General features: G+C 71.2%; 10 protein-coding genes. 3 read left to right on the forward strand and 7 right to left on the reverse strand.

Features of this window, described 5'->3' with window-relative positions; genetic code table 11:
• Nucleotides 1–91 precede the first annotated feature (91 nt).
• The 4 genes from AB0D57_RS34130 to AB0D57_RS34145 all read right to left on the reverse strand — a co-directional run bounded on the left by AB0D57_RS34130 (nt 92) and on the right by AB0D57_RS34145 (nt 6,322).
• Nucleotides 92–1,426: a GAF domain-containing SpoIIE family protein phosphatase gene (locus AB0D57_RS34130; protein ID WP_362082081.1), complete on the reverse strand. Its 1,335-nt coding sequence runs from the start codon at nt 1,424–1,426 to the stop codon at nt 92–94.
• A gap of 323 nt (nt 1,427–1,749) precedes the next feature.
• Nucleotides 1,750–2,685 carry an LLM class F420-dependent oxidoreductase gene (locus AB0D57_RS34135; protein ID WP_362082084.1) on the reverse strand — a complete coding sequence of 312 codons (936 nt, stop codon included), beginning with the start codon at nt 2,683–2,685 and terminating at the stop codon, nt 1,750–1,752.
• A 198-nt stretch (nt 2,686–2,883) separates the two neighbouring features.
• Nucleotides 2,884–5,451 carry an FtsX-like permease family protein gene (locus tag AB0D57_RS34140; RefSeq protein WP_362082087.1) on the reverse strand — a complete coding sequence of 856 codons (2,568 nt, stop codon included), beginning with the start codon at nt 5,449–5,451 and terminating at the stop codon, nt 2,884–2,886.
• A gap of 7 nt (nt 5,452–5,458) precedes the next feature.
• A complete protein-coding gene (locus AB0D57_RS34145; RefSeq protein ID WP_362082090.1) occupies nt 5,459–6,322 on the reverse strand; it encodes an ABC transporter ATP-binding protein in 864 nt (287 codons plus the stop codon).
• Between the two features lie 147 nt (nt 6,323–6,469).
• On the opposite strand from AB0D57_RS34145, the gene AB0D57_RS34150 reads away from it, so the two are divergent.
• Nucleotides 6,470–6,709 carry a toxin-antitoxin system HicB family antitoxin gene (locus tag AB0D57_RS34150; RefSeq protein WP_362082093.1) on the forward strand — a complete coding sequence of 80 codons (240 nt, stop codon included), beginning with the start codon at nt 6,470–6,472 and terminating at the stop codon, nt 6,707–6,709.
• Nucleotides 6,710–6,713: 4 nt separating this feature from the next.
• Nucleotides 6,714–7,088: a fic family toxin-antitoxin system, toxin component gene (locus AB0D57_RS34155; RefSeq protein ID WP_362082096.1), complete on the forward strand. Its 375-nt coding sequence runs from the start codon at nt 6,714–6,716 to the stop codon at nt 7,086–7,088.
• Between the two features lie 28 nt (nt 7,089–7,116).
• Here AB0D57_RS34155 and AB0D57_RS34160 read toward each other — a convergent pair whose 3' ends face one another.
• Together AB0D57_RS34160 and AB0D57_RS34165 are read right to left on the reverse strand one after the other, a co-directional pair.
• Nucleotides 7,117–7,830, reverse strand: a complete 714-nt coding sequence (locus AB0D57_RS34160) for a class I SAM-dependent methyltransferase (protein WP_362082099.1) — start codon at nt 7,828–7,830, stop codon at nt 7,117–7,119.
• Nucleotides 7,831–7,899: 69 nt separating this feature from the next.
• Nucleotides 7,900–8,586 (reverse strand): triacylglycerol lipase, encoded by a 687-nt coding sequence (locus AB0D57_RS34165; RefSeq protein WP_362082101.1) that lies wholly within the window; start codon nt 8,584–8,586, stop codon nt 7,900–7,902.
• 115 nt (nt 8,587–8,701) lie between these two features.
• On the opposite strand from AB0D57_RS34165, the gene AB0D57_RS34170 reads away from it, so the two are divergent.
• The gene (locus AB0D57_RS34170; protein WP_362082103.1) at nt 8,702–11,449 is read left to right on the forward strand and encodes a LuxR C-terminal-related transcriptional regulator; all 2,748 of its coding nucleotides are present in this window, start codon (nt 8,702–8,704) and stop codon (nt 11,447–11,449) included.
• Between the two features lie 79 nt (nt 11,450–11,528).
• Here the strand turns inward: AB0D57_RS34170 and bioD are convergent, their stop codons facing one another.
• Nucleotides 11,529–12,245, reverse strand: a complete 717-nt coding sequence (bioD, locus tag AB0D57_RS34175) for a dethiobiotin synthase (protein ID WP_362082106.1) — start codon at nt 12,243–12,245, stop codon at nt 11,529–11,531.

The following is a 12,245-nucleotide window of genomic DNA, read 5'->3' on the forward strand; positions in this document are numbered from 1 at the left end:
CCTCCGCCTTGCAGCTCGACGCACCAGACCCCGCTCACCTGCGCCGACAAGGCACCACTGCTTCCCTCCGACTTGATCCGCCGGACAGGCCCTAGGCGCGCGGGATGCGCAGGGCGAGGACGGCCATGTCGTCGTGACCGTCGCTGGGGTGGTGATCGGCCAGTGCCTGAACGAACTCCGGCAGGGGCAGGGCGGCGTACGAGGTGGCGAGAGCGGCGAGCTCGTCGAGACACGCGTCGATGGGCCGGTCAGGGCGCTCGATCAGCCCGTCCGTGAAGAAGACCAGCGTGGCGCCCGGGGGCACGAAACGGGAGTGGTCGGGGCGGGGCTGTTCGGCGTCGACCCCGAGCGGCAGCCCGGGCTCGGCGAACAGATATTCCGCTCGGCGCCCAGGGGCGATCAGCAGTGGTGGGACGTGGCCCGCGCTGCTCCAGTGGAGGCGCCAACCCGGTCCGTCCGGTTCGATGCGCGCCAGGGCTGTGGTGGTGACGGGATTGTTCGTGATGGCCTGCAGAGTGCGGTCGAGCTGGGCGAGAACCGCGCCGGGCGGCCCACCCTGTTCGAACAGCAGTGCGCGCAGCATGTTACGGATGGAGGCCATGGCGGCCGCGGCCCTCAGATCGTGACCGACCACGTCTCCGATGACGACCGCCACGACATTGCCGGGCAGGGGGATGGCGTCGCACCAGTCCCCGCCGAGCCGACTGGGCTCGGCAGCGGGCCGGTAGATGGCGGCGGCGGTGAAAGGCCGCAGGTCGGGCAGCGTAGGCAGCAGAAGGCGCTGGAACTGCTCGGCTCCGATGCGCACCCGTTCGAACAGGCGGACGTTCTCGATCGCGATGCCGGCTGCGCCGGCCAGGGCGACGACGACGCTCTCGTCGTGGGCGTCGAAGGGCTGTCCGTCGCGCCGCTCAGAGAGGTAGAGGTCACCGTAGATCTCGCCGCGGACGCTGATGGCGACGCCGAGCAGGGTGCGCAGGCACGGGTGGCCGGGTGGGAATCCGACGGACGACGGATGCGTCGGGATGTGCTCGACCCGCAGGGGCTCGGGGTGGTGGATCACGTGCCCGAGGACCCCCAGACCGCGAGGGAATTCGGTCTCGGCCAGATCGGCGCGTTCCTGTTCGGACAGACCGGCGGCGATGAACTGCTCCAAGCGCTCTCCCGACTCGTCGAGTACTCCCAGTGCTCCGTAGCGGGCGCCCACCAGTTCCATGGCGGTGGTCACGATGCGGTGCAGCACCGCGGGCAGCTCAACCTCCCGGCTGATGGCCACCACTGCATCCAGCAGGCCCTGCAGTCGGTCCATGGCGTCCAGCAGAGCGCGCAACTGCTCGTCGATCCGGCCCAACTCGGCGCGCAGGCGTACGTGCAGGTCGGGAAGGTGAGGCTGCCTCGGGTGTTCCCCTTCCCCGATTCCTGACATCACGAGCGTCCGGTGGCGGGCGGTCCGGTCTCGGTCTCCCCCAGCCGGCAGTCATCGCTCCGCATCGACGTCGTCGGGTCCGCCCACACACTTGAGCGGTGCATTCCGGCCTCCTGGCACGTCCCTGATCCATCGCGGCCACAGCATGGAACGGCGAAACGGACTAAACGGTCATTTCTCAGAAATTAGGATGGCACATTCGTGCAGACCGGGTGGCTTTCGAGGTGGCGTGCGGAGCGCAGGGCCCCTCATCCACAGCATGGTGGTCCGGACGGTGACACGGAATTCCATGATCCGGACAGGACCCCGCGGGATATGGACGGTCACTGGCCGTGCAGCGCGTCCACCACGGGAGCGAACGCCTCCATGTTCGGCTCCAGGACCGTCAGATACGAGATTCCGTACCGCTCCCGCTGCGCCCGCACCTGCTCGATGATCTGCTCCAGGGTTCCCACCAGGACGATCGGCAGCTCCAGGACCTGTTGTTTCGCCAGGTGGGGGATGCGGGACAGCCACGGCTGAATCGCGGCCCCGCGGTCGTCGGTCACGGTGACGATCTGGATCAGCAGGTTGAGCTCGGCGGGCTCCTTGCGCCCGGCGGCGAACTCCCGGTACAGGGCGACGCGTTCGTCGAGTTCCGCGGCCGTGATCGGTTCCAGCATGCCGTCCGGCTTGGTGCGCGCGCCGGTGAACGCGGCGATGTCCGCGTGCTCGGCGGTGATCCGCAGCATCCGGTCGCCGCCCGCGCCGATCAGCAGCGGCACGCGAGGTTTCTGGGCGGCCTGCGGCATGGGGGTTCCCCCGCTCGAGCGAAGTCGAGAGTGGGGGAGAAGCCGAGAGTGGAGGAGCTCGTCCGAGCCGAGAAGCCGGTCCAACTCCTCGACCGTACGCAGGAGATGGGCGACGCGCTCACCCGGCGAACCCCAAGGGAGGCCCGCCGCCTCGTGCTCCGCCCGTACGTAACCGGTGCCGAGCCCGAGTTCGAGGCGGCCACCCGTCAGCGCGTCCGTTGTGGCCACCTCGCGGGCCAGCAAGGTGGGATTCCAGAACCCCGTGTTGAGGACGAAGGTGCCGAGGCGGGGCCGCTCGGTGGCCTCGGCCGCGGCCACCAGCGCGGGGAAGGGGGCGGGCATGCCCAGGTGATCGGGGACCAGGATCACGTCGTAGCCGAGCTCCTCGGCCCGGCGGCACTTCGCGCGCCACTCGTCGGCGGGCGCGGGGGTGAGCAGGTTGACGCCGAAACGGAACGGGCGCGGCATGAACTCTCCTTACACCAAGGCGACTTTAGACCGACCGGCAATGGGAGGGCGGCGTCGCGGGGTCTGGCACGCACATCTGCCGCGTTGTCGTCGGTCGCGATGGCTCGCCATCACTCCCTCCTCCGCCTTGCAGCCGCACGCACCAGACCCCGCTCCTTCTCCCACCCTCCCATTGCCGGTCGGTCTTAGGCGAGTGCGTCACTCGTGGGCGATCGCTGCCAGGACATTCATGCGGGATGCACGCAACGCCGGTAGCAGCGCCGCCACGATGCCCACGACCGCCGACCCCACCACGACCCCGACGATCGTCCCCCAGGGGATGGCGAGTGCGTCCATGCCCTGGAGCGCGAGCACCTGCTGTATGCAGACGCCCCAGACCAGCCCGAGCGCGAGGCCGAGGACCGCACCGAACACGGCGATCACCACCGACTCCAGCCGGATCATCCGGCGCAGCTGGCGCCGGGCGAGGCCGATGGCGCGCAACAGCCCGATCTCGCGCGTGCGCTCGACGACGGACAGGGCGAGCGTGTTGACCACGCCGAGCACCGCGATGACGATCGCGAGTCCGAGCAGCGCGTACACGAGGTAGAGCAGCACCGCGATCTGATCGTGAATCAGTTTCTTGTAGTCGGCCAGGTCGCGGACCTGCACCTGCGGATACGGATCGAGCGTCCGCTCCAGCCGCGAGCGCAACTCGTCGGCGCTCGTACCCGGGGCCGCGTTCACGTACAGGCCGGAGTCCTGCCCGCCGGGCACGTATTTCTCGATCGTCCGGAAGCCGAAGAACAGCCCGCCCTGTGTCCCGAAGCCCTCGGCGGCGTCCTGGTCGGTGAGCGCGGCCACCGTCAGCTCGGTCCGTCGGTCGGCGGGGAACTCGACGGGAATCGTGCTGCCGACGCGTACGCCGTGCTCCCGCGCGAATTCCAGGTCCATGGCGATGTGCCCGTCGCCGAGCGCCGCCGCCGAGTCCCCCTGGGCGTACGTGATGTGGGCGACGTCGTCGAGCTGCGACTCGTAGCCCGCGGCGGTCGTCTCGATCCGCTTGCCGTCCGGCAGCCGCACCGCGACCGGCGTGAACCGCTGGCGGACCACGAGCCCGGCGCCCTCCGTGCCGCGCACCGCGTCGGTGACCTCGCGGGAGAACGGCACGAAGTTGCTGTTCTGGATCACGAAGTCGGCGCCCAGCGTCTTGTCGATCTGGCGGTCGAAGGACTTGCTCATGGACGCACTCGCCACGGACATTCCGCCGACCAGGGCGAGGCCCACCATCAGGGCCGCCGCCGTGGCACCCGTGCGCCGCGGATTGCGCAGCGCGTTGCGCTGGCTCATCCGGCCGACCGGGCCGAACAGCGCGGGGAAGGCTCCACCCAGGACCCGGATCACCGGCCGCACCAGAAGCGGACCCGCGATCACCGTGGCGATGAGGGTCAGGACGACACCGAGTCCCAGCAGCGAGGCGGACGTCGAGGTCTTCGACGACGTGACGCACCCGGCGAGGGCGGCGGCACCGGCCAGGCCCACGACCGAACCGACCACGGCACGCACCCGCAACGGCCGTCCCACACCGGCGACTTCGGCGTCCGCGAGGGCCGCCATCGGGGAGACGCCGGACGCGCGCCTGGCGGGGAGATACGCCGCCACGAAGGTGACGCCGACCCCGACGACGTACGACGAGACGGGGGTCGCCCAACCGATCACCATCTCGGTGGACTTGAGGTTCATCCCGAACGCGGTCATGAGCTGGATCAGCCCGAGGGCGAGCCCGATCCCCGCGGCGAGCCCGAGCGTCGAGCCGACCAGGCCGAGCAGCAGCGCCTCGGTGAGCACGGACCGGCGCACCTGCCGCCGGTCGGCGCCCAGCGCACGCAACAGCCCCAGCTCTCGGGTGCGTTGGGCGATGAGCATCGAGAAGGTGTTGACGATCAGGAAGACGCCCACGAGCACGGCGATTCCGGCGAAGCCGAGCATCACGTACTTGATCACGTCGAGGAATCCGCCGAGTTGGGCGGCGGCGTCCTCGGCCTGTTCGTCGGCCGTCTTCAAGTCGTAGGTCTTGGCGCCGATTTCGGCGGCTACGCGCTGCTTGAGCTCGGTGTCGCTCACCCCCGGCGCCGCGTCCAGCGAGATGCTCGTGGCGGCGTCGGCGCTGCCGAGCAGTTTCGTCTGCGCGGTCGGGGTGTCGAGGAACAGCAGCGCCGCACCGGGGTTGGTGGTGGTGAAGGTCGCGATGCCGACGATCCGCACCTTGAACGTGCCCGGCTGCGCCTGCACCGTCAGGGTGTCGCCGATCGCCACGTGCTTGCGCTCGGCGGTGTCCGCGTCGAGGAGCGCCTCGTCGGCGCCGGTCGGCGCGTGGCCGGAGGTCAGCTTCACCGGACTGCGCTCGGTGACCTCCCAGTTGGTGGCGATGGTCGGGGCGCCCGTGGTCGGCCCGACCGACTCGTTGTCGCGGTCGACGATCGTGAGGTTCTCGACGCCCGCGTCCACATGGGTGGCCGCGACGCCGTCGACCTTCGCCAGCCGGTCCGCGAGCGAGGCGGGCAGCGTCTCGGTGGCGCCGGTCGGAAGCTGCGAGGTGAGATCGTTCCTGGGCGCCACGGTCACATCGGCCGAAGTGGAGGCGAAGAGCCGGTCGAAGGTACGGGTGACCGTGTCCGAGAAGATCAGGCTGCCCGCGACGAACGCCACGGACAGCACGACGGCCAGCGCCGAGAGCAGCAGCCGCCCCTTGTGCGCGAGGAAGCTGCGCAGAGTCGCCTTGAGCACGGCCGCCTCAGTCCTTGTCGAGGGTTACGTCGTCGGGGGTTACGTCGGCGGAGCGGCCGGAGCCGTCCGAGTCGCCGTCGGACCCGGGGGCCGAGGGGCGGCCCCCGGAGAAGAGGCGCATGCGCTCCAGCACCGCCTCCGCCGTCGGCCGCTCCATCTCGTCCACTATTCGCCCGTCCCCGAGGAAGACCACCAGGTCGGAGTGGGCGGCCGCCCCCGGATCGTGGGTGACCATGACGACGGTCTGGCCCAGTTCGTCGACCGCCTCGCGCAGAAAGCCGAGGACTTCGAGCCCCGAGCGGGAGTCGAGGTTTCCGGTCGGCTCGTCCGCGAAGATCAGCTCGGGGCGCGAGGCGAGCGCCCGCGCGCAGGCGACGCGCTGCTGCTGCCCGCCGGACAACTGCGCCGGCCGGTGCTTGAGACGATCGCGCAGCCCGAGCGTGTCGATGACCTGGTCCAGCCACTTCTGGTCGGGTTTCTGGCCCGCGATGTCCATGGGCAGAGTGATGTTCTCGGCCGCGTTGAGCGTCGGGATCAGATTGAACGACTGGAACATGAAGCCGATCCGGTCCCGGCGCAGCCGCGTCAGCTCACGCTCCCTCAGCCCGGTGATCTCGGTGTCGCCCAGCCACACCTGTCCGGCCGACACGGTGTCGAGTCCCGCCAGACAGTGCATCAACGTCGACTTCCCGGAGCCCGAAGGGCCCATGACCGCGGTGAAGCGACCGCGCGCGATGTCCACGTCGACCGAGTCGAGGGCGAGGACGGCCGTCTCGCCCGATCCGTACGCCTTGGTGAGCCCGCGGGCGCGGGCGGCGACCCCGTCGGCGTCACTCCGGCCGAGGGTGTGCTCCGCAGCTGGTGTGGACAACGCCGCCTCCTAGGTGATGGACGTGCCGACTCCCTTGTCCCGGCTGAGCCTAATGTGACCCCGCCCACGCCCGGTATCCCCCCGAAGTACCGCCTCCCGCCGTCGGCGCCCTTGCGGGTGCTAGCGCATCGGCGCTAGCTTCGAGGTATGGCGAAGACTCAGCTGAACGTGCGGGTGGACGAGGACACCGCCCGGGCCGCCCGAGAGCGGGCCCTGGAGCGCGGGATGAGCGTGAACCGCTACATCGAGGAGCTGGTCAGGCAGGACGCCGGGGAAGTGGGACACACCTTCGTCGACGCCGCCACCGACTTCATGAAGCAGTACGAAAGCGTGTTCGCCGAGGAATTCGGCGCGGACCGAGAAGGCTCGCGAGAAGGTCGTCGTTGATCCCTTGAGCAGTCTCAGAGTCGACCTTGCCTGGCTTCTCATGATCGCCGAACAGAAGACGCCCGGAGACCCCCAGGTCACCGACTGGGGAGCCCTCGTCGCCGCCGTCAGCCGGCACGAGGCGGAGATATTCGGCGTTCCCGTCTACGACAGCCCGCACGCCCGCGCCGCCGCAATGCTCCAGCTCCTGCTGCACGTCCCGGCGCTCGAACGCTCCAACGCGATGTTCGCCTCGGCCGTCGCGTACGCCTATCTCGTCGCCAGCGGCGTGAAGGTCGTCACCTCCCCCGAACAGGTGCGCGACCTCGCCCGCCTGGTGAAGGGCGGCGTGGCGACCGTCGACGACATCGCGCAGGAACTGCGCCAGTGGAGCCTGTGAGCCTGTGGGGCTGTCGGGCTGCGAGCCCCTACGGCGTGTCGTCGACTTCGGGGCGGCGCGCGGAACCCAGAACGCAGTACGAGGTGGGCAGTCGCGGCCCCTTCTCGGGCATCAGCAGCCGCCGGTACGGGCCGAGTTCGAACCCGGCGTCGCGCAGCGCGACGATCGGGTCGCGCGCCAGATGACAGCCGCCGGTCAGCCGCGGCCACACCGTGCGGTCCAGGCCACGCTGGGTGTATTCCATCACGCGCCCGCCGCCCTTGCCGTGCTCGAAGAACCGCACGGTGCCGCCGGGCCGCAGTACGCGTCGCAGTTCAGCGAGCGCGCGCGGCACGTCCCGCACGCTGCACAGCACCAGCGAGACCACCGCCGCGTCGAACGCCTCGCTCTTGACCGGCAGCGCCTCCGCCACGCCCGGCGCCACGTCGACCGGCACCTCCGAGCGCAGCGCCGCTTCCAAGGCCAACTGCCGCAGCAGGCGCTCGGGTTCGATCGCGACCACCTCCGAGACGGTGCCCGGATAGTGCGCGAAGTTCAGACCGTTGCCGGCGCCGATCTCGATGACCCGGCCGGAGAGTCCGGCCAGCAGCCGGTCCCGTACGCCGCCTATACCCAGCCGGGTCTCGGCGGTCACGCTGAGCCGGGCGTAGTACCGGGCGAACAGCGGATGGTGCACGAGGTCCGGCGACACCTTGCCGGAGGTGGCTGACCTGGCGCCGGAGCCGGCTGACCTGAACGGCATGACGGACCTCCCGGGAGGACGGGCCTTACCGTGATTGTCCCCCTGGACGTCCGCCACACTCGTCGCGCGTCAGGCGATGAAGTCGCGCACCTGTTCGTAGACGCCGTAGTCGTTGTTCATGTCGGTGTGCGAGATGCAGCCGACCTCCACATTGGTGGCGCCGCTCAGAATCGCGCTGGTGTCCGGGGTGAGCAGGTCGTCGCAGTTCGACCAGTAACTGGCGTACGCGACACTGCCCGGTGTCTCGTCACCGGAGTTCAGCGAGGTCAGGAAGGAACTGCCGGTGTACATCTCGGAGCACGACGTATAGAGCCACCTGCACCATCCGGCCACGGTCGTCCCGTGGTTCACTCCGGCAGTGGAGACGAAGTCGTCGACGTACGAGGTCCCGCCGAGGTTCTTGAGGTAGTAACGCGCGTTCAGTGCGCCCATCGAGTGGACGACCAGGTCCACCTTCGCCGCGCCGGTCTGCGCGAGGACGCTCTGGACCTGGGAGGAGAGCTGCTGCGCGGTGGTCACGTTCGACTGCGACCAGTCGTACGACCACGCATACAGCTCCGAGCTGCTGTAGCCGTCGGCCTTGAAGTCGGCGATCCAGTCGTCCCAACTGCTCGCCGAACTGCTCAGGCCGTGCACGAAGATCACGGGGTTGTGGGTGGCGGCCTGGGCAGGGGTCACGGAGAGGGAGAGCGAGACAAGGAGTGCTGCTGCCACGGCGGAGAAGAACGTGGCGATGCGCCGCATGCGGCGTTGCATGGTGCCTCCAGGTACGAGTGCGGATGCCTGGAGTGTCAGGTGGGGTCTACGCGCGGCGCATCGGCGAACTCGCCGGTCTTTACTAGTCAATTAACTCGCCAGTAACGTCGTTCGTGTGGTGACCTCGGTGAACCCCCCGCCTCTCCCGCCCCCTTCGCCACCGCGGCTCAGGCACGCGCGGCAGCGCCTCGACCCCCCACTGCCCGAAGGCGTCCGCGTACGCGTACTCCATGCCGCGCACGGCGATCCGCGCGCGGCCGCGGAACTCGCCTCGATGCTGACCGAACGCCAGCGAGCCGGTCTGGACCCGCTGCCGGCGCACCCTTCGGTACCCCTGCCGACGGAGCGGACACGCCGTCAGGCAGTGCGCGCACTGCCGGACAGCACCCGCCTCTTGCTGCTCCTCGCGGCGGCCGACCAGCACCCGGTCGCCACCCACGCCTTCCTGCGCGCCGTCGCCGCGGCCCGGCTCGACACCCGGCACATCGAGGCCGCGGAGGCGGCCGGACTCGCCCACGCCACGGCCGGCGGCATCGTCTTTCGCGACCCCTGGACCCGGATCGCGGCGTACGAGACCGCGTCCGCGGCGGACCGGCGCGCCGTCCATCAGCTGCTCGCCCGGGTCCTGCGCGCGCAGGGCGAGGCATCCCGGCGCTCCTGGCACCGGGGCGCGGCCGCGCTCGGCCCCAGCCGGCGGCTCGCCGCGGAACTCCGCACGGCCGCGCACCAGGCGCGCGGCGCCGCCGAACACGCCGTTGCCTGCGCCCTCGTCGAACGTGCCGCCGCGCTCTCGTCCGAGCCGAGCGAGCGCACCAGTCTGCTCGGCCGTGCCGCCGCCGACGCCTGGCGGTCCGGTGACGTCGACCGCGCCCGCCGTCTCGTCGCGACCTGCGACGACCACGCCCTGAGCGGACTGCTCGCGCTGCGGGCGGGGAACGCGACGGACGCGTTCGACGCGCTGCTGACGGGTGCGGTGCGGTATACGGGTGGGGGAGCGGGCGACGGCGCGGGCGGGCATCCGGGCGCAGCGATGTCCGGCGGGCGTGTGGTGTCTGACGGTCGTGTGGAGTGCGGCGGGTCTGTGGTGTCTGACGGTCGTGTGGAGTGCGGCGGGTCTGTGGTGTCTGACGGTCGTGTGGAGTGCGACGGGTCCGTGGTGCCCGGTGGTCGTGTGGAGTGCGGTGGCCGTGCTGTGTCCGACGGGTGTGCGGCGTACGGCAGCCCTGCGGGTCTGCGGAAGCCCATGGCGTACGGCGGACTGCCCAGGCCCGTGAACTCGGGGGCGTCCGGGAATTCTGAGGTCCCTGGGAGTCCTGATGCGCCCGGAAGTTCCGGCGTGTTCCGGAGTTTTGGCGAATCCGGGAGTTCGGGCGGGTCGGGGAGCTTTAGCGGGGTCGGGAGTCTTGGCGCGGTCGGGAGCCTTGGCGGGTCCCGGGATTCTGGCCTGTCGGGGGATTCTGGCCTGCCCGGGGACTCCGGCCTGTCCCGGGACTCTGGCCCGTCCGGGGGATCCGGCCCGTCCGGGGGATCCGGCCTGTCCGGGGCATTTGGCGCGACGCACGACCGCGACGCCGCCGTTCACCTGCTCGCCCGAGCCACCGAGGCCGCCATCTACACGGGGGACTTGCGCCGATGTCGGGAGGCGGCTGCTGTCGCCGACCGGCTCGGGATCGTGCCGCCCGGCACGCTGGGCGGGCTGGCCGCGGCGTTCGAGGGCCGGTACGACGACGCACGCGACGTGCTGAAGGCGGCCGCGGGCCGGTGCGGTCCCGGGGGCGACCCCACCCAACTGATCCACTCGGCCATCGCGGCACTGATGCTCGGCGACCACACCGCGGCAGCCACCGCGGCCGTCCGAGCCGCCGCCTCGGCCCGGGCCAGAGGAGACGCGGTCACGGTTCCGCAAGCCATGGAGTTCCGGGCGTACGCGGACTTCTGGACCGGGCGCCCACGGGCCGCCGAGGCCGCCACCCTCGACGCACTGCGCCAGGCGTACGCCACCGGGCAGGACAACGGAGCCTGCCATCTGCAGGCCGCCCTTGCGATGTTCGCCGCGGTCACCGGCGACGAGAAGGTCTGCCGGGAGCGCGCCGAGGCCGCCCGCTCCTACGCCCTCGCACGGGGGCTCGGCCTCCCGGCCGCGCTGGCCCTGTTCGCGCTCGCCTTCCTCGACCTGAGCACCGGCCGTTTCGCGGCGTCCGCCGCCCGGCTGCGCGCCCTCGCCGGGTTCGGCCCTGGGCACGGGCACCGGGCCATCCGTCACATCGCCACACCGCACTACGTGGAGGCCGCCGTCCGCACCGGCGACACTCGGGTCGCCCGCGCCGCCCACGCCGACTACGACCACTGGGCGCGCACCGTCCGCAGCCCCGACGACCTGGCCCTCAGCGCCCGCTGCCGGGCCCTGCTCGCCTCCGGCGCGGACGCCGTCGAGCACTACCGCACCGCCCTCGACCTGCACGCCTCCGGCACCCGCGACTTCGAAAGGGCCCGCACTGAGCTGCTGTTCGGCGGCGCGCTGCGCCGGCTGCGGCACCGTACGGAGGCCCGTGACCGCCTGCGCAGCGCCCTCGAAGCCTTCGAACACTTCGGCTCCCCGCACTGCGCCGCCCAGGCCCGCACCGAACTGCGCGCCCTGGGCGAACCCGCCTCACCCGCGGGCGCCGCCGCTGACCTCACCGCCCGCCTCACCGCACAGCAACTGATGGTCGCCCGCATGGCCGCCGAGGGAGCCACCAACCGCGAGATAGCCGCCCGGCTGCTGCTCAGCCCACGCACGATCGATCACCATCTGCGCGGTGTGTTCGCCCGGTTGGGCATCCGCTCGCGGATCGAGTTGGTGCGGCTGCTGGGAGAAGGATGAGGAGAGGGATGAGGGGGCGGGCTCCGGTTCGTCGGCTACGGGTCGCCGGGGGCTGGGTCGCGCAGTTCCCCGCGCCCCTTTACGGGGCACCTGCCGCAGTGAAGCGGTGCGCGTCCCAGGTACCGTCCAGCCGGACCGCCAGCCAACTCGAAGCGCCCGCACGGAAGTCGGCGGGCGGGTATGAGCCCGCGCCTGCCGGTACCGCACCGAGCAGGGGGGCGCCGGCCACCACCGGCAGGTCTGCGAGGTTGCAACGGGAGGCCAGGTCCGCGTCGTCGGGCCAGCTCCCGATGACAACGCCCGTGAAGTCCAGCCCACGACGGCGGAGTTCACCTGCCGTCAACTCGGTCGCGTTCAGGGTGCCGAGGCCCGCCGACGCGACGACCAGTACCGGCGCTTCGAGCAGCCGGGCCGCGTCCGCCAGGGTGCCGCCCTCGTCGTCGAAACGGACGAGCAGACCGCCCGCCCCCTCGATCAGCACGAGGTCGTGGTCGGTGGCCAGCTTGGCCGCCGCCTCCGCCACCTCGTGCGGCCGCACCGGTGCGAGCGAGGCCCGCCGCGCTGCCGTCGCGGGCGCCAACGGCTCGGGATAACGGGCAAGTTCGAGCGTGGTCACGGCGCCCGCGAGCCGGGCCACCTCGTCGGCGTCCCCGCGCTCGTGGGGACGTACCCCCGTCTGCGCGGGCTTGAGCACGGCCACGGATCGCCCGGCGGCGAGGGCCGTGGCCGCGACGGCAGCCGTCGTGACCGTCTTGCCGACCTCCGTGCCCGTCCCCGTGATCACCAGTACCGTCAT

Source organism: Streptomyces sp. NPDC048275, assembly GCF_040652275.1.
Classification (GTDB): domain Bacteria; phylum Actinomycetota; class Actinomycetes; order Streptomycetales; family Streptomycetaceae; genus Streptomyces.